The sequence below is a fragment of the Enterovibrio norvegicus DSM 15893 genome (assembly GCF_900115495.1).
In the GTDB taxonomy this organism is placed as follows: domain Bacteria; phylum Pseudomonadota; class Gammaproteobacteria; order Enterobacterales; family Vibrionaceae; genus Enterovibrio; species Enterovibrio norvegicus.
The window spans coordinates 1-25,255 of the sequence record NZ_FOWR01000005.1; the positions used below are offsets into that span (position 1 = coordinate 1).

The 25,255-nt window shown below is 48.0% G+C and carries 14 protein-coding genes and 1 pseudogene; 7 read left to right on the forward strand and 8 right to left on the reverse strand.

What is annotated here, in order from left to right; translation table 11 throughout:
* Positions 1-342: pseudogene (locus tag BM082_RS04140) on the forward strand (IS4 family transposase); the annotation flags it as partial.
* Between the two features lie 78 nt (positions 343-420).
* Here BM082_RS04140 and BM082_RS04145 read toward each other — a convergent pair.
* The gene (locus tag BM082_RS04145; protein WP_017017592.1) at positions 421-744 is read right to left on the reverse strand and encodes an HI1450 family dsDNA-mimic protein; all 324 of its coding nucleotides are present in this window, start codon (positions 742-744) and stop codon (positions 421-423) included.
* Positions 745-973: 229 nt separating this feature from the next.
* On the opposite strand from BM082_RS04145, the gene BM082_RS04150 reads away from it, so the two are divergent.
* Both BM082_RS04150 and BM082_RS04155 read left to right on the forward strand, forming a co-directional pair.
* Positions 974-1,762 (forward strand): hypothetical protein, encoded by a 789-nt coding sequence (locus tag BM082_RS04150; RefSeq protein ID WP_017017593.1) that lies wholly within the window; start codon positions 974-976, stop codon positions 1,760-1,762.
* 281 nt (positions 1,763-2,043) lie between these two features.
* Positions 2,044-3,414, forward strand: a complete 1,371-nt coding sequence (locus tag BM082_RS04155) for a YjiH family protein (protein WP_244275922.1) — start codon at positions 2,044-2,046, stop codon at positions 3,412-3,414.
* Positions 3,415-3,521: 107 nt separating this feature from the next.
* Here BM082_RS04155 and BM082_RS04160 read toward each other — a convergent pair whose 3' ends face one another.
* The gene (locus BM082_RS04160; RefSeq protein WP_074925406.1) at positions 3,522-3,839 is read right to left on the reverse strand and encodes a hypothetical protein; all 318 of its coding nucleotides are present in this window, start codon (positions 3,837-3,839) and stop codon (positions 3,522-3,524) included.
* A gap of 615 nt (positions 3,840-4,454) precedes the next feature.
* Between BM082_RS04160 and BM082_RS04165 the strand changes: the two genes are divergently transcribed.
* Entirely contained in the window at positions 4,455-5,057 is a 603-nt protein-coding gene (locus tag BM082_RS04165; protein WP_017013733.1) for a PGAP1-like alpha/beta domain-containing protein, read from the forward strand.
* 156 nt (positions 5,058-5,213) lie between these two features.
* Here BM082_RS04165 and BM082_RS04170 read toward each other — a convergent pair whose 3' ends face one another.
* A complete protein-coding gene (locus BM082_RS04170; RefSeq protein WP_017017596.1) occupies positions 5,214-6,497 on the reverse strand; it encodes a DASH family cryptochrome in 1,284 nt (427 codons plus the stop codon).
* Positions 6,498-6,969: 472 nt separating this feature from the next.
* On the opposite strand from BM082_RS04170, the gene BM082_RS04175 reads away from it, so the two are divergent.
* Positions 6,970-7,305, forward strand: coding sequence for a hypothetical protein (locus BM082_RS04175; protein ID WP_017013731.1), 336 nt, complete (start codon positions 6,970-6,972; stop codon positions 7,303-7,305).
* A gap of 4 nt (positions 7,306-7,309) precedes the next feature.
* Here the strand turns inward: BM082_RS04175 and BM082_RS24945 are convergent, their stop codons facing one another.
* The 3 genes from BM082_RS24945 to BM082_RS04185 form a co-directional block, all read right to left on the reverse strand.
* Positions 7,310-7,552 carry a hypothetical protein gene (locus BM082_RS24945; RefSeq protein ID WP_159435493.1) on the reverse strand — a complete coding sequence of 81 codons (243 nt, stop codon included), beginning with the start codon at positions 7,550-7,552 and terminating at the stop codon, positions 7,310-7,312.
* Positions 7,553-7,658: 106 nt separating this feature from the next.
* Positions 7,659-8,285 carry an OmpA family protein gene (locus BM082_RS04180; protein WP_017008510.1) on the reverse strand — a complete coding sequence of 209 codons (627 nt, stop codon included), beginning with the start codon at positions 8,283-8,285 and terminating at the stop codon, positions 7,659-7,661.
* The gene (locus tag BM082_RS04185; RefSeq protein WP_017013730.1) at positions 8,282-9,733 is read right to left on the reverse strand and encodes a TolC family outer membrane protein; all 1,452 of its coding nucleotides are present in this window, start codon (positions 9,731-9,733) and stop codon (positions 8,282-8,284) included. The genes BM082_RS04180 and BM082_RS04185 overlap by 4 nt, the downstream gene beginning before the upstream one ends.
* 455 nt (positions 9,734-10,188) lie before the next feature.
* Between BM082_RS04185 and BM082_RS04190 the strand changes: the two genes are divergently transcribed.
* Together BM082_RS04190 and BM082_RS04195 are read left to right on the forward strand one after the other, a co-directional pair.
* The gene (locus BM082_RS04190) at positions 10,189-20,457 is read left to right on the forward strand and encodes a retention module-containing protein (RefSeq protein ID WP_074925408.1); all 10,269 of its coding nucleotides are present in this window, start codon (positions 10,189-10,191) and stop codon (positions 20,455-20,457) included.
* Positions 20,458-20,584: 127 nt separating this feature from the next.
* On the forward strand, positions 20,585-21,613 hold the full coding sequence (locus tag BM082_RS04195) for a chemotaxis protein (RefSeq protein WP_017008507.1): 1,029 nt from the start codon (positions 20,585-20,587) through the stop codon (positions 21,611-21,613).
* 121 nt (positions 21,614-21,734) lie between these two features.
* On the opposite strand, the gene BM082_RS04200 is transcribed toward BM082_RS04195, so the two are convergent.
* Both BM082_RS04200 and BM082_RS04205 read right to left on the reverse strand, forming a co-directional pair.
* Positions 21,735-23,870 (reverse strand): TRAP transporter permease, encoded by a 2,136-nt coding sequence (locus tag BM082_RS04200; protein WP_017010930.1) that lies wholly within the window; start codon positions 23,868-23,870, stop codon positions 21,735-21,737.
* Positions 23,871-23,976: 106 nt separating this feature from the next.
* On the reverse strand, positions 23,977-24,993 hold the full coding sequence (locus tag BM082_RS04205; protein WP_017013726.1) for a TAXI family TRAP transporter solute-binding subunit: 1,017 nt from the start codon (positions 24,991-24,993) through the stop codon (positions 23,977-23,979).
* Between the last annotated feature and the right edge of the window lie 262 nt (positions 24,994-25,255).

The following is a 25,255-nucleotide window of genomic DNA, read 5'->3' on the forward strand; positions in this document are numbered from 1 at the left end:
ACACTAAGAAGTAAAACGCCGGCGTTGGTCAAGCAGGAGCTTTGGGGGATGTTGCTTGCCTACAACCTGCTGCGTTTTATGATGTGCCAGATGGCGTATTCCTTGAATACGGTAATGCCATACCAAATAGGTTTTAAGCAGGCATCGATATTTTTGGTGAGTCAGTTGCAGATGCTCCCGGCAGTCGCGCCCGGAAGATATCCAGAAGTGCTCAGGTATATCCTCGATATGGCAGAGAGCTTTGTGCTTCCAGAGAGGAGGGAGAGGACATATCCAAGAGCAGTAAAGAAAAGGCCCAGTCGCTATGCGACCAGGCCTTCTAGAAGGCGTAATTCAGCTTAATTCACATGCATTACAGCGATTAAGCTGGCCTTTTTTATATGCACCGCGCGAGCGAAAATGTCATATGAAGGCTGGAGGTTACTCGGTGCGTTTCCACAACAAGTGGCAGAATTTCTGCTCAGGGTCGCGACTGACAAGCATGCGCACAAGCACATCGTTCAAGGTGTCTTCAGAGGTTAGGCCAATACGCACTTCAACGAACGTCTCGCGGTTAACGTCAAAACCTACGTGCTCTTCCCAATCACTTTCTGCATCAACCGCGATGCCAGCACCTTCCTCATCAAAACGGGCTTGAACCGCAAGAAGGTCATCGTAATCGAGGTTGTCTTCTGCCATTTCATAAAAGATATCAAACGCCGTATCAAGGGTGTCATCAATTGAAAGTAGCTGGGTTTCCATCATCATTCACTCTTAGATTTCTAACAGGTCTATTAAAGCATGTTCAAGAAGGTTTCCCAAAGCGCGTTCTTGCCTTTCGTCGCGCAGAGAGTGTGCAAACAGACGGGAAGAACGCACAGTATTGCTGGTCTGAATAGGGTTTCTGCTTCTAAAATAGGGAGATGTATCCGAACGTCCTGCGTTCAGCGTGATCCAGAAGACATTGAGTCCCGTCGCCAGAAAGGAGCGAAGTTTGTACAAAGCCAGCCCACGCCAAGGGTTACTGCCTGAACTCGATAGCGAACGCCCATTGCAAACACAGTTTGTCGACCCTGTCGCAACCGCCATGCGTCAACTTAAAGGCACGCTAGGGGACACATTGCATAGTGCTTATCTGTCAGGCGACATTGCACATAGAACCGCGCCAGACAAAGCGACGATGAACGTAACGCTCGTGACACAACGCAGTTTAAACGTGAATGAATATTCCATGTTGAATACGGTACGTTTCCGTATAGAGCAGGGCAGTGAAGCGATTAGCCGTGTTGCGATTGATGTTGTGCCAATCAACGATGTGAGGGATCTCGGGAATATCTTTAAATGGGGCTTTTTCTTAAAGCACTGCACCCAATGTATTCAAGGCGATAACCTTGCACAAAGCTTTGGTCACTTTGAAGTGAGCTGGGAAGTGTGCAAAGCGATGAATGATGACTTGTCAGCGCGTTTACGTGAACTTCGAAATAAAGTCGCCATTGCCACCAAATGGGGTACACAGTTGGATGCCGCAGAGGAAGCTGCTTCGCGGCTGATCAAAGCCAGTTTTGGCTTGGTGGCTTACAAAGCCAATCGCTGGGAAGAAGAGTTAGACGCGTGTTCTCACGTATTTCTTGAGTTTTACCCTGATAAAACCTTGGAAATGGAACGCCTTTTCTATCTGATCCAGCGAAAACCCGTGAAAAAACGCGCCGTGGTTGCCTTGCTAGATGCGCATTGGAAATGGGTGGTCGATGAGTACGAAAAAACCGATCGGAAAATTGGGTAGTTATGCAATAAAGGAAAAACGGGTTTCAGTGTGAAATCTTGGGCTTTAGGTGACATTATTCGTCTCGCCGTGAGAGTTGATGTAACAACTAATTAACAATTAATGCGTGAAAAATAAACAGTATTTGCTTCCTGAGTGGTCAAAAACATTGCTTTCGCTAATTTATTCAAAATAAGTGACTATTTATTATTTACAAGCGAAAAGAGTTAAATTAATCTTCGCCCAGTTAGTCACATTTAGTGAATATATATTTAGCAGCGCATTGCTCAGGAAGTCACGCCATGCAAAACACTCAGAAGATAGCAAAAGCATCATCATCGACACGGAATGTGTTGATGTTCCTTATTCCGTCCCTCCTCGGCATTTTGCTGTTCATGACGCCAGTCATGATCAATGGCGGGTTTACTATTCCTATTGCTGTTCTCGCAAAATCTTTGCTAGCGGTGTTGGGGAATTCGGCACCTGTTGTTGTAACAACCATCATTTTTGTTAGCGCCATCGGTTCTGTGTTCGCGTTGGCATTCAAACCACGCTTCATTATGAACTCAACGTTCCTGTCAGGTCTTCTTTTAGCCACGCCAGTTTGGCTGACAGTGCGCATGTTGGGTGCAGCTTTTGTGTTAATGGCGTTTTTCGGCTTTGGGCCAGAGCATGTGATTGGCGGAGCAACCGGCGGTTTTGTACTGGGCGATTTGCTACCCACCCTGCTGTCTGTATTTGTGTTCGCGGGTTTGTTCCTGCCACTGCTGACCAACTTTGGTTTGCTTGAACTGATTGGTACTTTCATGACGCGCATCATGCGTCCTCTGTTTGGATTGCCTGGGCGTTCGGCCGTTGACTGTGCAAGTTCATGGTTAGGTGATGGCAGCGTGGCGATTCTGATGTCGAGCAAGCAATACGAACAAGGTTACTACACAGAGCGTGAAGCGGCTGTTGTTGGCACAACCTTCTCAGTGGTTTCAATCAGCTTTAGCTTGGTGGTCATTGCACAAGTTGGTTTGGAGCACATGTTCGTGCCGTTTTACCTGACGGTGTGCTTAGCAGGCTTTGTTGCTGCTATCGTTGTGCCACGTTTGCCGCCACTTTGCTGGAAGAAAAACACACTGGTTAATGGCGAAGAGAAATGCTTAGAGCATGAAGCGCTACCAGAAGGCGAGACCCTGTTCAGCCATGGTGTGAAAACCGCGATTACGCGTGCATCTAAAATCCGTTCTTTAAGCGATGTGCTGAAAGAAGGCCTAGAAAACGCGGCCGACATGGTTTTTGGTGTGCTGCCTGTTGTCATGGCAATCGGTACTTCTGCACTGATCATTGCTGAATACACACCAATCTTTACGATTCTGGGTATGCCATTCGTGCCATTGCTTGAGTTGCTACAAATCCCTGAAGCGGTTGCAGCGTCTGAGACCATGCTAGTGGGCATTGCAGACATGTTTATCCCTGCGGTACTGGCTGCAAACATCGACAATGAAATGACCCGTTTTGTGGTAGCCACGTTGTCGGTCACACAGTTGATTTACATGTCAGAAGTGGGCGCATTGCTACTGGGCAGCAAAATTCCTGTGAAAGCTTGGGAATTGGTGATGATCTTCATCCTGCGTACTTTGGTAACGTTACCCGTTATTGCAGGCGTGGCTCACCTGATTTTCTAATCACAGTGTGAACCCCTGAGCAAAAGAAGAAAGCGGCCATAGGCCGCTTTTTTTTACGTTTTACGTTTTACGTTCAGCGTTTCACGGTATAACGCGATGAAAGGATTTTATTGGCTGTTGGTACTATCTATCACGTCATCCACTTTCGCTTCTGCCGCGTGCTTCATTTCGTTGGTTTCTGTTTTGGTGTCACCCACAGCAGAATCTGCGTCATCTTTGGCCTCTTTCATTGCTTGCTCGGTTTGCACTTCGGCTTCTTTCGCCATCTTGTCTACATCTGTATCCACGTCATTCATGACTGCTTTGATTTCTTCAACGCGTTCTTGGGCGGTCAATTCTGCTAGGTTTGCCACGTCATCTGCGAGGGTAGAAAAAGGCAATATTGAAAACACGGTAGCGAGAATGGCGAGATTGCGAATTTTCATGGATTAGCTCCTTAGTTAAATATCCCTAAACACCTGAATATGCGGGATTCAGAAAGCTTCTTCAGGTAGTTTGTATATACCCAAACAACTTGAAGATGCCGAATTCAGCGAGCTTTACTGACGTTATGATCAAGGCGTCCCTTTGCCAATGTAGTGAGCGCCATCAAAAAGGGACAACACCGAGCATGGCGTCAGTAAACTCGCCCGAAGGGAGACCCTCAGAGTGTCCACTTCATCGTTTAATTTCTGTGAAATAGAATGTCTATTCCTACAAGAATTTGCCTTGAATTGAACACTCTGATGGCCTCTGACATCGAGCATCCTCAGATTGTTTGGGTTCGTCCGCGTGACGATTAAGCATCACGATAAAGATACTCATCGGGTCACGTGTTTTGGTGTGTTAATTGCGATACATTTAGTTTGAATAAATAGACATTAACGGCAGGGCGTTCTTTTTGATGTGTATGAGTAACTGTGACGGCAGCCTAGCTACAAATATTTTATTTGCTGCGACAATACGTTATTCACTATCAGGTGTTTTTGTCGTTGAAGGGTGAAGGAGAGTGACAACAGTATTGTTTCTGTTTGTCTAAAGAAAAATACAAGGACTAACCGATGAAAATTATCCTGCTTCACGGCTTATACATGCATGGCATTGCCATGATCCCTTTGTGCAATCGCTTAAAAGAGGCGGGGCACGAAGTGCTCAATTTGTCTTACAACACGATTTCGCCTGATACCCCATCGTTGTTTGGCGAAATGGATGACTTTATTGATGGCGATGAAGCTGCCATTGTTGCGCATTCCATGGGCGGCGTGATAACCCGCGCCTACATGGAGGCAGACAGTGACATGAGCCACTGCGTTAAAACAGTGATTACGCTGGGTACGCCACATCAGGGCTCTAAAATTGCGGAATACTTGAAAGAGATTGGCATCGGAGATTGGATGTTCCAGTCCGCGAGTGAATACCTCATGCCAAAAAATACGCCTTCGTGGCCGAAAGGTGCTGCGTTATACAGCATCGCGGGTGACATGCCCATTGGCCCAGCAAGAGTCTTGCTCGACGCAAAGCAGAGTGAGGCTTCTGATGGAACCGTATTACTGAAGGAAACAGAGATTAAGGGCATGACAAGCCATGAAACTTTTCCTCTGACGCACACAGCGCTGATTTATGCCAAGCGCGTGAGCAATCGGATACTCGATATCTTGGCGTAATACGCTCCCTGATATCTGCTTCGTGTTGCGGTCACTCGCGGGGCCATCGTGACACACGAAAAGGGCAATGAATGAGAATTCATCGCCCTTTCGTTTTTATGTTTACTGATGTTTGTAGATGTTTATACGTGTTTATAAATGTTCGCTGGTGCGAAATCAGTACTTCAGTAAGCTTTCGGAAGAGCTAGATTCCGCCCATTTATCAACAAATACGCCTTCAGGATCGTATTCACTCGCAAGCACATTCACATCAAATTGAGGATGTTCTTCTGGATCGGCATCAACGCCAGCCACTGCCTGCCAATTGCCGTAGTTTGACGACACATCAAAGTCGATAAGTTGCTGCTCAAAGTACGCAGCGCCAAATCGCCAATCAATACCCAATTCGTTGACGAGACAACTCGCCGCAATGTGACGACCACGGTGAGACATCCAACCGGTTTGATTGAGTTGTCGCATGCAGGCATTCACAATGGGGAACTCTGTTGTACCTTGTTCCCACGCTTTGAATTTTTCACTATGAAAACGTGTGAGTGGTCGTTTCTGTTTGAGGCCATCAAAGGCGAACATTCTTGCCCCTTGAACATGCATCATCCATTGGTAGTAATCGCGCCATAATAGTTCTGCAAAAATGGTGCGGGTGGACTCACCGCGTCCATGGCGATATTCATAGTTATCAAGCTCTGCTGCTACCATGCGTGCTGACAATGAACCATTCGCTAACCACGCAGATAGGCGTGACGAGAATCGCCACCCATCCAAATCGTTTCTTGTGTCCTTGTAGTGTTTTAGGCCCTGTGTTTTCCAGAAAAACTGGTTTAACTGCAGAGAGCCGGAATCTTCTCCGCCATGGTAAGGCGTTAGATCGTAGACAAACTCTTGCCCACCCCAAAAATCTCGACGCTCGTCCAACACGCTTGGTAAGGACTCGGGTGCGCTAATAGGAATGCAGGGCAAAAGGTTTTGATGATCAACGTGACGTCGAAATTGAGTGAAGGTTTTTGGAAAGCTGTCTTTTGTAAAATTAATTTGATTACGTAAGTAGAGCGTAAAGCTTTCGCAGACCCTCACTTCACTTGGCAGCACGCGTTTTAGGTACGCGACGTGTTGTTGTTCGTTAACGCCGGGATGATCCGTGACGGTGACAAGGTCAATGCCATGGCGTTGGCAAATATCTGGAATGATCTCGAGTGGGTTGCCGACTTTCACGACCAGACGTTGTTTTCGTTTTTTTAGTTCGCATTCGAGTGAACGCAACGACTGATAGAGGAATTCTTCGCGGAAACGTCCCATATGTTTTGATTGAAAGTGGGTTGGACGAAACCACTCTGGATCGATGACAAAAAGCATGATGGCTTTCTCGCAACGCCGTGTCAGCGTCACTAAAGCAGGGTTGTCGCCCAGCCTCAAATCGTTCCTAAACCAAATTAGCCCTTTCATGTCGCCTCTCCTTCAATATTGGTGAATTGGTGAGCGTCGCACGTGGTATTTTGGTCGTTTACTCTCCTTCCTTGGTGACATATATCGTGGCGATTCAAATGAATACGACGAAATGTGTTTAACTTTAAAGAGATGTATCTTGATTACTGGAAGTTTAGCGTAATCGAGACAAAAGCAAGGTTAAGACAAATCGAAGTGTGTGCCGGATCAAGCACTAAATCCCTACTTTGTGAAAAAGTATTATCAGTCTACAGCCTTAGTGAAGTATGAGTTTTTGGCGTTTTTCTAGGCTTAAGCCCTTTGTTTACTAAGTTTTTCCGTTTGATCTGAATAATTATTAGTTAACGCTACTAGACACTTGATGGATATGTCAGCCTTTTTTACGGTTTTAGATGGAATATGATTCATCGATGATTATTTGCGAGCGTTGTTTCTCTATATTTGGCTAAACGAGAAAAAGAGAGAGAACACTGTGACTGACAAACATCTTTCTGAGTCAGTGCGAAATGCACTGATTGGTATATCTGGCATTCGTGAAGAAATCGATAACCAGCGTGTGTACTTTTATCAACATGAGCGCTTGTTCAGCATTATCGACGAAGACGGCCTTCAGTTCGTTGTTGGAGAAGAGTGCTTAAAAGAAGCGCTGAGGCGACCAGGGGCGAAACTAGAGCAACCTGGTGGGAAACGCTGTAAAGGTGTCATCCGTGTCGCGCCAGAGCAATGCACGGACACAGAGCTCGACTTTTGGCTGTTGTTGGCACTGCCAACCAACCAAGGAACCATTGATCCGATTATATTCCACTAATTCGTCAGGCGAATGGCGAATCGCCCGTGCTTAAAGGCCGTGGTATCAAATGGTTTGCTTGGTGCTTACCACGCAGGCCACGCTCGATGGCGATGGCGATGGCGATGGCGATGGCGATGGCGATAGTGAGAGTGAGAGTGATAGTGATAGTGAGAGTGATAGTGAGAGTGGGGTAAGGTCGTCTGAGTGTGTTTCGTCTTCGTGTTGGTAGATATTGCGAGCTAGCGTGATTGATAAATGCAGTCAAAAGTTGGTTTTTCTCGTTTTTTAGCAGGCTTGTAACATCCAGATAAAAAAAGGGACTGATTTATTCAGTCCCTTTTTCGTTGTTCATTTTTTATCATGTCTATCGGCTATTTTGATGTGTAGATAGTCCATGCCATCACGACACTCTCTTCTGTTGCTTTTACACCAGCCGTGACGCGGCGGCTCAAAATTTCAGTACGGGCTTGTGAATCTGCAATCACAGGTTCACTTTCTCCGAATCCCACAATCTTAATTCGATTAGCTTGAACACCTTGTCGCGTTAGCGCACTTTTCACAGACGCTGCACGTGCCTGTGAGAGCGCGATGTTGTGCGTGTCAGAGCCTGTTGGGCTTGCGTAGCCTTTTAGTTCAACACGGGTCGCTGGGAAGGTCTTCATGAAGGTCGACAGTTGACGCACTTCACCGTTAAAGCTTAGGGGAATAACAGATGAATTATTCGCAAACAGGATGTGCAATTCATTCCTTGCATTGAGTGCGACAATCTCCGCACATCCATCATTGTTCACTTCAGCGCCTGATGCCGTTGTGGTGCAAAGGTCGCGCGCATTGATCACGCCATCGTTATCATCGTCTAACAGGCTTGCTGTTTGATCTGCCACTGGTGGATTTGAAACAGAAGTAGAACATCCGGCTAAGCCGAATGTTCCCAATAGTACAAATGTTGAAAGTGTCAGTGTGAACTTGGTTGTTGCCAACCTTACTGCGTTCTTCATTGACCGTCTCCTTGATCGTCATAGACCGAGGTTTGCCATTCTTCTGGTGTATCAACACGGAGTTCAGAGAGTAGTAATCCCGTCGCGTTTAATACTCGGTAGCGAGCGAGAATGCCTTCGAAGTGCGCATCGAGGTATGAGCGGCGCGCGTCGAAAAGTTCATTTTCAGTGTTGAGTAGGTCAAGCAGAGTGCGTCGACCAATCATGTATTGTTTCTCGTAAGCCGTAAGTGTTTTCGCCGACGCATCAACATGCTGTTGCAAGAAGGTCGTTTGCTTCTCAGACAGTTCTTTCGCTGTCCATGCAAGACGAGTGCTTTCATTCAACATGCGGTGTGCATTGTTACGAATATTCTTGGCCTTGTTGATTTGGTACGCAGCGCTGCGTGCTTCTGCAGCGTCTGTACCGCCACTAAACAGGTTATATCGCATACGAAGCATGGCTTGGAACTCATCAGTGTCACCAGGCGAGCCATCGAGCTCTTCGCCCCATTCTTGTGACGCTTCAATGGTGAAGGTCGGGTAGAAATCGCCTTTCGCTTGTTCGTACTGATAACGTGCGGCTTCAACGTCGTTACTTGCCACATGTACAACAGGGTTGTTTTCTTTTGCAGCTGCGAGGGCATCAACCAGAGATTGTGGAATGAAGAGGGCATCGACTTCTGGTTTTACCAACGCAGCAGGACTTCGTCCGACTACACGTTCAAACTCGGTGGTTTCATCATCGAGGTTACTGCGTGCCGCTAGAAGGTTAGTGTGGGCCTGAGCCAAGCGGCCTTCAACTTGGGAAAGGTCAGCCGTTGAGCTGATACCTGAATCAGTTCGGCGCTTGATGTCATTATGGATGCGTTCGTGGGTTTCGAGGTTTTTCAATGATAAATCTAGAATCGCTTCAGATTTTAATACATTTAGGTAAACCTCGGTCACACTTAGCGCGGTGTCCTGCGCTTCAGAAAGAAGTTGAAAGCGCTGCGCTTCAGCTTCTGACTTTGTACGCTTGATATCGTTATAAGTAATGGCACCATCCCAAATTAGCTGACGCAAACTGATGCGAACATCTCGAGGTTTGTAGTGACCTTGATTGTTGTCATTGTCATAGTCGGAATAACCGATGCCAGCTTCTAAATCGACAGAAGGTAAATACCCGCCTTGTGACGCGTCAATTTGCTCTTCCTGACTATTGAACTGGTTGTACGCTTCTCGAATGACTGGATTTTGAGACAGTGTCTCTGCAACAGCTTGCTCAAGTGACTGGGCAGACGCTGACGGAATGTACACAGAAACAGTTGCTGCGAGCACCATCATGCTCATTTTTGTTGGTATGCTTTCGGTGAGTAAAGTCATCATTTTAACTTGTTGTTTTGTATGGTTAATTTTTGATTTGAAGTAAGCTACATCAGTGTTCGTCTGCGAGAATCGCTGTCTCTTTCGGGTATAGAACGGTTTCATGAATGCTCCCTCAAAGCGTCTTGATACTACGTTAAACGATAAATCTGTTCGTTTTTTACTCGGATGAACGCAGGAAATGTTGTCTAGAAGACCTGCCAAAAAGGGTCTTTTTTCACGTTTTCAACAGGGCGTTCATCCCTATAAACCGCGAGAAATCACGTATTTGCTCGCGCCCATGTAAAAATAGGGCAAGTTAAACCCCTATTGACACCCCTAAAGTGGTTTATATCGCTCCGCTATCGTAAATGAGACAGGTCGAGACAAGTTAAATGCGACCAAACTGACTCAAGAGGGGTATATATGTGTTTTGGTTCGCTTACCTGACTGCGAGTTTTCAGTGGCGCTGCCTTTTTCGTATTCACTCCTTTTTCTATCCATTTCTAACAAAATCAATTTGTCTTGAGGCTGCTATCACGCTTTAGCTTTTTGGTTAAGAAAAGCGAGGATCGGAGAGCATGGACGAGAAAGTAATTAGCAACGTTGAGAGAGAAAATGAACAACCTAACGAGCAAACTCGAGCACCATCAGTTGCGCCAACCTTTGATGCGCAACTTACCGTCATTGGTGGTCAACTTTATGTGATAAGAGACGGTGTCGCTGAGCCCGTTCCTTTCGCAAACGGTGTATTAATTGGTGACACAATTGTCGCGAGGCCTAACGCCGCTTACGTCGTGATGAAAAATGGTGTGCCCGTCCTCGTCAATGAGCCTTGTGCGACCTGTATTCGTATCAATGAAGGTGAAATAGAAGCGATTGCACTGGCGGAAAATTTCGATTTTAAAGAGTCTTCTCAAGCAATTACCTTGCTGAATGACGACATTAGTGCGTTGCAACAGGCTATTTTAGAAGGCGCAGACCCGACACAAGAGTTTGAGGCTCCTGCGGCTGGTGGTGTGTTGAGTTCATCAATCAGTGGTTTTGCCATCATCGAATACAACTTCACAAGTGTATTAGCCGAGGCAGGTTTTTCGACGAGTTATTCACCGCAAGCTTCCACGATTGTTGACGATGATGATGTTGCCGTCATCTCTGCCGCTGGCGGGGAAATTTTTGGGCTTTCTATTCGCGAAGGTGATCTTGCAACGCTGGATGCAAGTGATGGATACCCAGTCACTGTAGACGCCACACTGCTCGTTGCTTCTGGCTCCTTGCCCATCGACCCAAATAGCTTTGTATTCGACACCCTAGGGCTGTCATCACTGCTTTCTGAACTCGCGTCTGAAACGAAAAGTGACGGCAATGCGGTGACGTATGCCATTAGCGATGACGGTAAAACCCTGACGGGAAGCGTTAACGGTGAAACAGTGCTTACCCTTTCGATATCTGGTGAGGCATCTGGAAGAGATGCCACACTCAATGCCTCCATTACTTTGTATAAACCGCTCGATCATATTGCTGATGATGGAACAGGCTTGGTGCGCGTGGTCGGGGATGCCATCCTGTTTTCAATGCCGATTCAGGCGCTTGATGCGAGTGGAAATGCCTTGCGGGAAGCCGTCGAGATGAATGTGGCCATCATTGATGGTAGCAATTCTTCTGCAAACCCAAGCAGCCACACGCACAATGAAAATGAGTTGGACTATATATCGGAACCTATCCCGTTAAATATAGATATCAACAGTGATGCGCTCGCAAATGTACGATTTAGCGCGACGCCAGCGCTTATCAGTGTCCTTGAGTCCATAACCAGTGATGGAGAGCCAACCCAATACACCATCACTGATACTGCAATCACTGTTACTTTGGCGTCGGATCCTTCGGTCACGGTATTTTCATTGATGCTTGCCCCCCAAGCAGATGGTTCCTACGCCTATGTCGTGACCCAAAATGCAGCAATGGATAATACCGACGACAAAGACAATATTGTTGTGCCTGTCACTGTCGATGTGACAGACAAAGACGGTGATACCGTTCAAGCTGCATTCACCGTGTCATTGGAAGATGGAAATAATGCTTCGGGCGCTGCCGCTGTTATCTCTGGTGATTATGGCATTAAAGAAACCACGCCAGGCACACCAGAAGCACCCGCTATTGGTGCGATTACGCTTGCTGCTGGATCTGACAGGCTGCTACCAGATTCGATCTTCATTTCTAACCTGAATGAAGAAAGTGGTGTGCCAGGGTTATTGAATGAGCTGAATACGCTTTCCTCAGACGGTGAAGGGCTGACATTCGCTATTGCGTCAGGATCACCGTCAGGCACGATTGTACTGAACGGTATTAAGCCTGATGGCACGGTTGTAGCAACGCTAACGTTAATCTCTTCGCAAGCCGATGACGGGAAGGGGCTAACAGTATCTTCAAATTGGGTACTTTCCGAACCGTTAGACCATGAAAATAGCGCGACCTACAGCGCGAATCACTGGGTGAAATTCATTCAGTCCATTGATGGGCAAGGGAAGGCGGTTGAAACGTTCGTCATAGACGTTCAACTGCAAACGCGAGATTCCGATGGTGACTTGCTCGATGCGCCTATTAACGTCAGTTACAGTGTGGTTGATGGGTTAACGCCAACCATTCAAGCGTCTGATTCTGACGTCACTGATCCCGCATTTAACGCGCAGCCTTCAGAAATAACGACATCCCTCGGCGTTGTGGTGGGGAGTGATCGTATTGAATCGATTGTATGGAACGTATCGCCATCGCTCATAACGCAATTGGAATCGCTGACCAGTAATGGCAATGCCTTGGCGTTGATTCCGGCTGGCATGGAAATTAATGGGTCGTCTGACCCGATAACCTTGGGGTATACCGCTGCTGATGGCTCGGTCATCACTGTGCTTACGGTGACATTGCTACCTGAAACGGGGCAATACAAAGTGGTGTTATCTGAAGCCCTCGACCAATCAGACACCGTGACCTTACCACTCGGTGTTCGCGTGATAGATGTTGATGGTGATTTCGATACCAGTGATTTCGAATTGGTGGTGCGAGATGGAGCACCACCGAGTTTAAACCCTGTTGATGCCGATATGTTCGATCCTAAAACTGGCTCAATCGGTCAAACAGAAAGTTTCAGCTTAGGTTTGACGGAGGGTTCTGACGCGGTCGAAAGTATCATCTTCACTGTGCCTGCGGGGCTAGAGGCAGCGCTGGATGCGCTAACCAGTAATGGATATCAAACGCGCGTTGAACCCCACCCTCTTTCGAGTGTGACTGACGAAATCCGTGTGCTTATTGATGATGCATCAGCGCAAAACAACGGTGCTACAGTGCTCACTATTTCGCTCGACGTGGATGCAAACAACGATCCCACCGGCAGCTATTCAGTCGCTCAACTTTTGTCTATTGACCAACCCTCCAATACCATCGAGCTGCCTATTGGTGTGCGTGTGAAAGACACCGACGGTGACATCGTCGATGGGCAATTCACCATCACATTGAATGATGTTGATCCTTCGGTTTCACCGTCGACTGATGTTGTGGTGTCAGTGGATGAACCAGATCTCACACCTGAAGGGACAGAAACGGGTTACCCTGATTCGTCGGCAACCCGTTTTAATATCGGTACGATCACTGACAGGTTACTTCCAAGCAGTATCGGTATTGCAGCGGCGTCTGTGTCGACGTTGATCGCGTCGCTCAATGCCAATCTCACCAGTGAGGGGCAAGCGCTCAACTTCACGTATGACGAACCCAGCGCAACCCTAAAGGGCACAGTGAATGGTACTGAAGCGATCGTGATTACGTTCAGTGCTGATCAAATTTCAGGGGGGATAGGACTCGCCGCGACGGTATCTGTCAACATTTCCATGCCCATTGACCATGTCGAAGATACAAGTCTCACCGGTTTAGTGGATATCGATGGCGATCAGATTCAAATCAAAATCCCCGTTCAAGTAAAAGACACCGATGGAGACTGGTTGGCGACGCCTGTTGATGTGCGTGTCGATATTATTGACGGGGAGCCCCCTGTTATTTCCAGTGCGCCAGCGTTAACCGTTGAAGAAAGCGATATTAACGCGAATGGCAGCGGTTCAAACGCAAACCGTGCAGGCACAACCCCGGGCGGTACCGGGACTGATGGCGATACGGCGCGTGGCAAATTGGTTGTTGATAGTGGAAGTGACGTTGTCACTGATTATGCGCTCGACGTAGACTTATTTGCTGCGAATAACACGATTACCTCCCATGGCATCGCGGTGACGTTGTCAGAGCCCGTCCAATCAGGTGATTCGAAAGTGTATACCGGATATGCAGGCACACGCCCTGTGTTTACGGTGACCTTGAGTAGCCAAGGCATTTACACCTTTACCTTGACGGGTGCGCTTGATCACTCGGTTCAAGGCAAAGATACCGTGTCTGTGCAACTTCCTATTCGCGTGACGGATGCCGATGGTGATGTCAGTGAGGCGAAAAATATTCTCGTCAATGTTGTGGATGATGTGCCGTTCTCACTCGAAACGGATGGCGTAGGTGTTGGCGGCGGTAGCTTAGTCACCGAAGAAGGAGCGTCTTCTTCTCGCGTCACCATTTTGCCCAGTCGAAACCGAGGGGCAGACGATGCGGTGATTAAATCTGTCACCATCAATGGCGAGCAGCATGAGCTGGTTCAAGGGGTCAACAACCGCTTTGACGTCACCGAAGGTGTGGGTGGACAAGCATTGGGGACGTTGGTCATTCAAAGTAGCGGTAACGTTCAGTTTATCGCGAACCCAGACATTGACCATCTGGGGACGACTGAAAACCGTATTGAAGAAAGTTTTAGCTACGAGATCCTGGATGGGGACGGCGACATCGTTGTTGGCACGACGCAAATTGTGGTGGTGGATAATGAGCCGCAATTGATTGTGGTGAATACGAGTGGCATTGAAGATCAAGGTCGAGATCTCGACCCGAACGATGAAAATGTTCTGAATCCAGAAAATGGCATCGAAGTCAGCATGACGGTTGATGTGGGGGACAGCGACCAAGGTGAACATGTTGACCATGTACTCATCACCTTGCCGAATGACGCTCATGGCACGTTTTACGCAAACGGCACGGCGCTTCCTCTCTCTGTTGATCAGGTGAGTAGCGGTCAAGTGAGGCTTGATGGGGCGTTGTTTTCTCCTGATGCGCAAAATGAATTGTGGACGCTGCAAAACGTCACCTTCGTGCCTGACCAAGATTATTCCGCCGCAAATGGTATCCCTTCGTTTACCGTGACAGGGTTTGTAGAAGACAACCAAGGCAATCAGCGACAACTTGCGGATCAAACGTTCACCATCACTGTCGATGGCATTGCAGACACACCGCAATGGAACGACACAGACACCGTGCTGTTTTACAGCATTGAAGAAGACAGTGACGGTGCAACGTTGAATTTGGTTGCTGACCTGCAAGATGCGGATAGCTCAGAAAGCCTGAATTATGTTGTCACCCTGCAAAGCGGTGAGGGATCCTTGTTGCTCAATGGGCAAACGTTGTCGCCTGTGAATGGTAAATATGAAATTTCAGCTGTCGATATCAATAACATCGTGGTGAAACCGAACGCGCATTTTTCGGGCGACATTACCTTGTCCGTTGTTGCGCAGAGCAAAGAATCTTCGCCATTTGTGTCGGGTCAACAAACGGCAGATTCGCAAGCGAGGACAGTCACAGTGGCTGTCGATCCAGTGGCAGATACCACCACGTTAAAGGTCAGTCGCGCGAATGGCTTGGAAGATACTGCCATTAGCCTTTCTCCTCATATCAGTTTAACGGATTCGGCTGATGTTGACGGTTCAGAAGCATTGTATGTGTGGATTTCAGACATCCCAGAAGGCGCGACCTTATTACTGGCTGACGGTTCTGAGGTGACAGACATCAACGGTGTTTACGAAATCGCTTATACGGAAGTGCCAGGTTTAACCTTCTTGCCACCACCTGAAGCCAACGGCAACTTTTCCATTAACGTTCGGGGTGTGGTGAAAGACACCATAACGATCACGAATGCCGCTGGCGTGGCGTCGAGTGTCACTTCCATCAGCGAAACAGCATCAAAAGTGCTAAATATTGCGGTGAAAGGTGTCGCCGACGAACCTGTTATCACGGCTGACACAGGCAATGTGTGGACACCCATTATTGAAAACGGCATAGAAACTGGCATCGAAACCACGATTAAAGAAGACGGCTCGGTATCACTGTCGTTCCAAATCAAATCGGGTGAAGACGGTAAAGCACTTGCGGGAGATAACTCTGAAACCCTAACCACGCTGGTGACAAATATTCCGCCCGGCGTAAAGCTTTACGATAACAACCAGCAGGAAATCAACCTCGTTTACGCTGGTGTGGATGCGCAAGGTGAGCCTCAGTATCAAGCCAAGGTTGATGGCTTAGAAGACGTGGAGTTGGTTCCCCCACTAGGGAGCACTGAAGACATCACTTTGGACGTGATCATCGTGGTCACGGAAGACGATGGTGACACGCTGACGGTGAGCAAAGCAGTGACTGTGCACATTGAACCAAGCATTGATGCGTCAGATTACACCTTGGGGTCACAAGGCAATGAAGATGCGAATATTCCCATCAATTGGCGACCTTCGACTGACCAAGGTTTTACAGATAAAAACGAATCCATTACTGCAATCACCTTCAATATGTCGGCGACTGCCATTGCTGCGGGGTACACCCTAACGATTCAGGGCGAATCTGCGCCGTTGTCCTTCGTGAATGGCAAGGTCGTGCTGACGAGTGCACAAGTTTCGGCGCTGAACAGTGGCAGTAACGTACTGATGCAAGCGCCAGACAATTCGGATGCTGATCGCGATCTAGGCCTCAGCGTAGAACTGACTGTGCAACAAACAGATGTAGATTCTTCCGTGATTGATTCTAAAGTCATCACGGGTGATCTTGATGTGGTTATCCGCGCGGTGGTAGAAGATGGCAGCATTGCATTGCTCAATGGCAGCGATACCGCGGTAACGGCAGTCAGTGATAACGGGACGGGGATGATTTCACTGTCTGCGTCCAATCAGCGTTTGGCGTTTGTGACTTATAAAGGCATCAATACCGACGGCTCGAGCGATGAAGTGATCGACTCTGTTGTTATTTCGTTTGTGAAAGACGCAGCAGGGTCTGAGTTTGACCCACCTGATCAAGCCTTCTTTGATAATTTCTTCATTGAGGGTGGCATTAACAATGGCGATGGCAGTTGGACAGTGCCAAAAAGTGGATTAGCACAACTGGAAATATCCACGTCAACGCCTCTAAGTGAGCCCGTTTTCATCAAGGTGGTTGCAGAAGTGCAAGACCAAGGTGACAACAATGAAGGCGATGCGAGCGCCATTGATGAACAAGCGCCCGTTGTACTTACGCTTAACTTCACTGGATCCACGGACAACACCCAAGAAGCCGGTGCCGTGACCTTAGTGGATGTACAAAACATCACTGGGATTGAAGACACCAATGTTGATTTGGGCACTCAATTGAACGGGCGTATCGCTATCGACAGTGCAGACGCTGCGGATGATGAACTCAGTATGATCATCAAAGCCGGTGACTTACCCGCCAATGTGTCTGTGACAGGCATGGAGTTTAATTACGAAACCAGTGAATACGTGGCGAAAGTCACCGTGGGAAGTGGCGGCGAATACGATCTTTCGAGCATAGGGTTAGGGCTGCCGACCCATTTCGCGGGTGATTTTGTTGTTCCAGTCAAATGGGTAACAACAGATACAGTGAGCGGTCATACCAAAGAAACAGACGACAGTTTTACCGTGGTCATTGCGCCAGAGGTTGATGGTGTCAAAGTCAGCGTCAACGTGCTTGAAACGGATGGATTGGGTGCAGACAAACAACCTGTTTCCGATCCTGCTGATTCAGTGCCGATATCAGGACAAGCGTTAGAAGATGGCATTGTAAAACTTTCATTCACAACGGTATTGGACGATCCGGATACCGACATTAAACAAGGCGTAGAAAGTGTTACACAAATTGTATTGAGCGTTGACAGCACGATGGGGCAATTTGTGGATGAAAATGGCTTAAATGGTGCGCAAAGCATCACAGTGACGGAAGCTGAACTTTCTTCGATCTATTTCAAACCTACTGAAAATTACAGTGGCCCTGTCAACGTGACCGTTAAAACGACGGTAACAGACACGGCTCAAAACGATGACGCTGGTTTACCCGATGCCACTTCAACGCGGGTAGTGACCAATCAAGTCTCGTTCAATGTGGTTGCTGTGCATGATCCCGTCGACTTTATAGGAAACACGTCTCCGATCCAAGGTGACGAAGATGCAACAGGCGGTATTCGGTTAACCGGATTAGAAGCAAAACTCAACGATCTGGATGGATCAGAACGCATAGTGTCGGTCAAACTCACCGGTTTACCCGATGACTTCCAAGTCTCGACACTTGGCAGTCACTTAGTGCAAAACAGTGGGGGCGGAGAGTGGACGATCAGTGTTCCCGCGAACAGCACAACCATTGATTTCGACGATATCGTGGTGATCCCGCCAAATAACTTTAGCGGCACCTTCAATGTCGGGCTCGTTGTTTACACCGACGAGGCAACCTTGTCCTCGCCAGAAGCCCACTCTACGTCGGTTGATATTCAAGTTAACCCCATTGGCGATGGCATTGATACGGACATCACCATGTCTGTCGAAGGGGCGGAAGATGAAACCATTACATTGCCGTTAGATATTCAGGTTATCGATAAGGGGCCAAGTTACAGCGGCGGTAGCAGCGCGATTTCTGAAAACCCTGCAGAGACCATAAAAATTGTTGTCACCAATGTGCCGGACTCAGCCACGCTGAGTTTACCAAGCGATGTGGCACCTGGAAGCAGTGCGGTCAAACAGCCTGATGGAAGTTGGGTCATCATTGCTAATCAAACGGCATTGTCATCGTTACTTTTCACACCGGGAGATGCTAACGAACTCAATTGGGATGGGCAGTTGTCTGTGTCTATTCGCGCTGTCGATAACGGCGTAGAAGCGGAAAGCACGCTATGGGTGAATCAAACGATAGATGTGACGGTGTCACCTGTTAATGATGCCCCTGAACTGACGGTGCCTGCGACAGCATTAACGGTCGATGAAGACACGCCTCTTTTGATTGAGTCTATTCGTATTAACGATGTGGACGCCAATGAAACCAGTGGTCATTCGATAACGGTTGAGATATCGGCAACGGAAGGTGTGCTGTCCATTCCTGCGTCGACAGACACGACAGGCATCACGATCACGGGAGAGGGAACGGCAAATCTCAAACTGGCAGGTCCACTGGATGCAATTAATGCATTGTTGGGGGAATCTGGCGGCGGTGGGATCTTGTATACCGGCGGTTCGAACTTCGCGGGTGAAGAGACATTAACCGTATCTGTTAACGACAATGGCAACACGGGTTCGGGGGGCGCACTCAGTGACTCAAGCACTATCACCGTGAACGTCACACCAAAACCGGATGTGCCGACGCTTGTATTGAACAATGCGCAGTCTGCGTCTGTTGGCGGTGCAACTGCAGCGATTATTCCGCTTCTTGGTTTAGTCGCTGCACTGACCGATGCCGCTGAGACACTGAGTGTTGAAATTCGCGGCATTCCCAATGACATGACGTTCGTAAATGCACAAGGCGTTGCTCTAGGCACGGGGCCTGTTGGTGGTGTTTTAACGCTCACGCCAACAGAACTTTCGCAGCTTCATGTCATGGGTAACACCGCGCAATCGACGACAGTACAGGTTGTTGCGATTTCATCGACAGACCAAGAAAGCGCGGCGTCCTCCGCGATTGATCTCAATATCTCTGTCATTGACCCAAGCCAAGGCGCAATTGCTGCACAAGATGCATCAGCAGAAAACATGGTTGTCTCTGGCGCTGAAGCGGCAAGGTTAGAGGGTGGCGCGAACATTGATACCTTAATCGGTGGTTTGGGCGAAGACATTCTGACTGGGGGGCAAGGAGACGACACACTATGGGGCGGTTTACTAAACGGTAACGGTGACAACGCGAAAGATCGTTTCGTATGGACGGCGTCTGATCTGGGGTCAAGTTCGGCGCCATCGACGGACACTGTCATGGATTTTGAGCCTAACATCGATCTCATTGATTTGAGTGCTGCAATGGATGTCGCGCAACTGTTAAGTTTCGATGTGCTCACACAATCATTGTCATTGTCCGAATCAAATGGTGATGCACTGTTGAGCATCAGTAATGGCGGAAGTGAGATTCAACATATCGCGTTTTCTGGCGTGAGCCTTGATGCGTTAGTAGGAGGTGCATCTTCTGGACTCTCTCAATCGGAGTTACTAGAAGCGATGGTGAACAAGGGTAACCTTTACCTTGGCGATACCATTGGGAGCGCGGCCGACGACAACCTATCAGCGCAAGCTGGAGGACAGAGCCTGTTTGGGCTAGACGGAAATGACACACTGCAAGCGGGTACGGGTAATGACATCCTCACTGGTGGGGCTGGTAATGACGTATTCACTTGGCTTGAATCATCATTGAGCACTCCCACCAATAGTGACATCGTCACAGATTTTGAGTTGGGTGAAGACGTGCTTTATATCAGTGGCTTACTACCAGATTTAGGTGCTAACCCTGACGTGAATGATCTACTTCCTTACATTGACGAAGCCACTCTAGATGCACAAGGCACTATCAGGTTGGGGATTATCTCGGGTAGCCAGCAGCAAGACATTGAATTGCAACAGATGGACATTACGAGTTCTGGTTTACATCTCGTTGCTGGCGCGGAAACCAGTGCGATCATTAACGCGTTGATTGAGCAACAAGCCCTCAAAATGGATTAACGAATCCGAGATGATTTGAGAGTAAGCACGATAAATTTTGATTAATGAGGCATTTGTTTATAGATCGTGACTATGCTGTAAAAGTACATTTTTTCATTTCCGCGTCATAAACCCATCGAGATTTGGCATGAGTACAGAACTAAAAAGTTCAATCTTGACAGAAAGTGGAACCAACGAGCTCGAGATTATCGAGTTTAGCTTGTTAAAAAAACAGCCAGATGGTTCCAAGAAGATTTGTTATTACGGCATTAACGTAGCAAAAGTCAGAGAAGTCATACGCGTTCCTGACACAACAGATTACCCGAATGCGCAACCGAATGTGTTGGGTGTGTTTTCGTTACGCGGAAAACTTATTCCTTTGGTCGATCTCGCCAGCTGGTTGGGTGTACCGACTGAAAATGACCTTGAAAACAAAGTCGTTATCGTGACTGATTTCAATCGCATGGCGAATGGCTTTTTGGTCGATAGCGTGAGCCGCATACACCGAATTTCTTGGGAAGAAGTCGAGTCTCCTTCCCAGTTTCTTGAGGCATCTGATCAGGATTGCGTTGTGGCGGTTGTTCGACAGAACACCAACCTCATCATGATCCTCGACTTCGAGAAAGTCATTGCTGACATCAATCCAGAACTCAGTATGGAAAAATACGATGTCACCAAAGACAAACGCGTGGTCATTGATGATGTAATGATGGCCAAGCGAGAAGCGAAAACCATTATGGTGGTTGATGACTCCGCCTTTATCAGGCGCTTGATTGAAAACACACTGCGGTCAGCGGGGTACAACGTGATTTCGGCGAAAGACGGCGGTCAAGCACTGGATTCGCTAACAGAGTTTGTGCGTTTGTGTAATGAGGAAAACCTCCCCATTTCAGAGTTCGTTGATGGCATTGTAACCGACGTGGAAATGCCCAAAATGGACGGTATGCACTTAGTCAAGCGTCTCCGAGAAATTGAAGAATACAAAACGACACCTATCGTCATGTTCTCGTCACTGATGAGTGATGATAATCGTCGTAAAGCCATTGAGTTAGGTGCGAACGATACGATCACCAAGCCAGAAATTGGACGTATGGTGGGCTTGATGGACAGCTTTGTGTTGAATATCGAACCACCCGAAGGATCAGGGAGCACGCCGGCCCCTGAAAGCGAAGAATAACTCACGCTTAGACAGCCCTTTTCTGGCTAAGCCGGTAGAAACAAAAAAGCGCCCGAAGGGCGCTTTTTCAGTTTTGAAGGATGACTTGTGTTGTTTTATCGTTTCAATCAGCAATCAAGCCTTACGCTGTTACGACAGCGGCTTGCTTTCGGCTGTACAAAAGCAACGCGATAAACAACGCTGCACCCACAACACGGAAAGTGATGTCTAGCCCTGGCCACATCATGATTGCAGCTAAACCTGCAGCCACGGCACGAAGGACGATGTTAATCGGGCCCTCTAAGTAACCTTCCAAACACGCAATCAATGACCATGTGCCCAAAATAGAAAATCCGGTCACCACAACCACTTGCTGGAAATCTCCCGACACCAATGGCGTGTAGGCCATCAGCAAGGGTACGATGTACAAGCCTTTTGCGATTTTCCATGCAGTAAAGCCTGTCGCCATTGGCGGCGTTTTCGCAATGGTTGCTGCTGCAAAGGCTGTTAAGCAGACAGGAGGCGTCACGTTACTGTCTTGCGATAGCCAGAAGATGATCAAATGCGCTGAAAGCAATGCCAGTCCAACAGTCACAGGGCCTAAGCTTTGCTCTAGCAAGGTGGCTTTGAAATCATCAGGCACTATGCCAACGAGCGCTATCGCGCTTTCGAACGACATGGGCGCACCCAGTGCAGCGAGTTGCTCGGGGGCGATCAGCATAAAGATGGTTTTTGCTTCTTCCGGTAATTGTCCCGTGGTGAGAAGCTCAAGAAGTTGCTGCTCGGCAATCAATCCATAAATTGCAGGCGCTGAAAGGGTACCGAGAACGATATAGCTCGCCGTTACGGGTAAACCCATCCCCAGAATTAACGAAGCAACCGCGACCAAAACCAACATCATGAACAAGCTACCGTTTGCCCAATCGTTGATCATCAAAGAGAATGTATTGCCGATCCCTGTGGTACTGATGACATTCACCACAAGACCAATGCCCGTCAGCAAGACTGCCGTGGTTGCCATGTTTCTAGCGCCTTGCGCCAGTGCATCAAAAATGTCTGCCACTCCCATACGGTTAGGAGACAGCCATGACGCGACAACGACAGATATGATTGAGATACCGGCCGCGTAGGTTGGCGTGAAATCCATCACGAGCAAGGTGACGAGCACGGCCAAAGGAATCAGATAGTGCCAACCGGAGACGAGCACGGAAAGCATGGATTGTGTTTCTGTTTCGACATGGTGAACGCCGGAACGTTTTGCCTCTATGCGAACGAAAAAGGCCACAGACAAAAAGTAAATCAATGCAGGAGCGAAAGAGACGGCAATGATTTCCACATAGGGAATTTGCGTATAGGACGCCATGATGAACGCACCTGCGCCCATGACTGGAGGCATCAATTGCCCCCCCGTGGATGCAGCGGCTTCAACGCCTGCGGCAAAGCGGGGTGGAAAGCCTGCTTTCTTCATGAGGGGAATAGTAATAACACCGGTTGATACGGTATTCGCCACGCTTGAACCTGAAACAGATCCCATCAAGCCTGAACCCAGAACAGCAACAAAACCGGGGCCGCCGATAATTTTTCCTGCCGCCGCTCGCGAGATATTGATGATGTAATCGCCCGCACCAGATTTAACCAAGAATGCGCCAAACAGAATAAACATGAAGACATAACTCCACGAAATACGGGAGATAGGGCCAAACATGCCTTCAGAACTGTAGAAAGCGCGATAGAGCATGGTTTCTGCAGAAAGGCCGGGGAAGGAGAATATGCCGTCTATCCAGCTTCCCCACCACACGACATAGGTCAGTGCGACAAGTATCAAGCAAGGAATGAACCAGCCCATGGTGCGTCGAATGAGTTCGAGTGCGATAAGAATGGCGATGATGGAGAAGATCCAATCTGACGTGACGAATTTCACGCCGCGCTCATACAGCGCATCTTCGCCAAAAATGATGTAAACAAAACACGCAACCGCTGCGATAGCGATGGTGATATCGATGGATAAAGCGAATTTACTCTTTCGCCATGTTGCCGCGGCGGGGTATGTTAACGCCACCATCACGGCGAAGCCCGCAAAGTGCGCGGAAGAAACCCACAACTCCGAGAGCGTCGCGAGTGTGTTGAACCAAATATGAACAAGTGAAAGCAAGATACCAATGACGGTGACAATGCGAGTAAGCAGTGGGAAGTCTGTTCGTTGCGTCAATTCAAATTGAGACAGGGCGTTATCGGTGTCTGAAGAAGCCTTTGTTCCGTCAGGCGTATGATTTGTCATGTTTCCTTCTAACGTGCGGCAGTTGCACGATGTCCTGATGAAGAAAGCGCTGACGGTGCGGTGTCAGCGCTTTACATTGCCTCCAAAATAACGAAGCGATTCCGTATTAGTCTGCAATTAAATGTGCTGGAATCTCAATGCCTTGTTCTTTGTAGTAACGTGCAGCACCTGGGTGCAATGGTACAGGCAAACCATCAATCGCTTTTTGAAGAGACATAGCTTTAGTGGCTTTGTGAATGCCATTCAAGAAGGCGAGGTTTTCATAGATGGTTTTTGTTAGAAGGTAAACGTCTTCTTCTTTCAGGTCGCTACGCGCTGCAAGGAAGTTAGGTTGTGCGATGGTGTTTACTGCTTCGGTTTGACCTGGGTAGGTGTTGGCATCAATCACAAAGCGTGTCCACAAGTTGTAGCCACCGTTCGCGTCTTTCATTTGCTCATCAGTGAAATTCAGAATGCGGATATCTTCACCCATAGACGCGTATGCACGTGTGACTGCGCTCACTGGCACACCCGCAGGAATGTTCATGCCGTCAATGGTGCCATTTTGCAGTGCATCAGCACTTGCGCCGTAACCCAGGTATGCCAGGTTGAACGTTTCAGGATCGATGCCTAAACCTGACATGATTTGACGGCCAGACCCTTCGGTGCCGGAGTTTTTCTTACCGATGGAGAATTTCTTATCCTTCATCGCGTTAAGATCATCAACAGTGCCTGTTTTTGCCATGTCACTTAGAATGACGAAGTGTTCAACATTCTGCCAAAGCATGGAGACTGAGCGGAGATCTTTTTGTGGACCTGCCTGTTTTAGCTTGCCGTCACCGTTCCATGCCCAAGCGCCATACAAACCTTGAAGGATCGCGAATTGAGCTTCGTTTTCGCCAAGCAGTTTTACGTTCTCACCAGAGCCTGCAGAGCTAATAGCAGAAAGGGAGAACTTATGTTTAGGTTCAAGCTTCACTTTACTCAGTGTCGCCAGCGCAACACCGACAGGGTAGTACGTACCGCCTGTTGATGCGGTAGCGAGAATGTAGTCTCTATCTGCTGCAGCGGTAGCGGTGTTCATGCCAGCCAGCGAGATAGCAGTAGCAATAGAGAGGGTTTTAAACAGGGATTTCAATTTCATACAACGCTCCAATGTTGGCGATTTCCATATGAGCAGTGTCAAGCCATGAATGACGGAAGGTCATTAAGGCTACACACCATTGCGTTTGTACAGCGTTCCGAACGGTAAGGGTGAGAACGGAATAAGATGAGAGGATAGCCGAGTTGTAAATGCGATGTTAAGGCGGAGCGCATAAATATAAGCATCTTCTCAGTTTTTTGAGTGAAGCGTGATAGATACCTAACCAATTGGATAACATTAAGATCTTAAGTACTATCCCAGC

Coding starts and splice junctions, on each gene's coding strand:
- BM082_RS04145 (WP_017017592.1), bottom strand. CDS start 744: ATGATGGAAACCCAGCTACTTTCAATTGATGACACCCTTGATACGGCG.
- BM082_RS04155 (WP_244275922.1), top strand. CDS start 2,044: ATGCAAAACACTCAGAAGATAGCAAAAGCATCATCATCGACACGGAAT.
- BM082_RS04160 (WP_074925406.1), bottom strand. CDS start 3,839: ATGAAAATTCGCAATCTCGCCATTCTCGCTACCGTGTTTTCAATATTG.
- BM082_RS04165 (WP_017013733.1), top strand. CDS start 4,455: ATGAAAATTATCCTGCTTCACGGCTTATACATGCATGGCATTGCCATG.
- BM082_RS04170 (WP_017017596.1), bottom strand. CDS start 6,497: ATGAAAGGGCTAATTTGGTTTAGGAACGATTTGAGGCTGGGCGACAAC.
- BM082_RS04180 (WP_017008510.1), bottom strand. CDS start 8,285: ATGAAGAACGCAGTAAGGTTGGCAACAACCAAGTTCACACTGACACTT.
- BM082_RS04185 (WP_017013730.1), bottom strand. CDS start 9,733: ATGAAACCGTTCTATACCCGAAAGAGACAGCGATTCTCGCAGACGAAC.
- BM082_RS04190 (WP_074925408.1), top strand. CDS start 10,189: ATGGACGAGAAAGTAATTAGCAACGTTGAGAGAGAAAATGAACAACCT.
- BM082_RS04195 (WP_017008507.1), top strand. CDS start 20,585: ATGAGTACAGAACTAAAAAGTTCAATCTTGACAGAAAGTGGAACCAAC.
- BM082_RS04200 (WP_017010930.1), bottom strand. CDS start 23,870: ATGACAAATCATACGCCTGACGGAACAAAGGCTTCTTCAGACACCGAT.
- BM082_RS04205 (WP_017013726.1), bottom strand. CDS start 24,993: ATGAAATTGAAATCCCTGTTTAAAACCCTCTCTATTGCTACTGCTATC.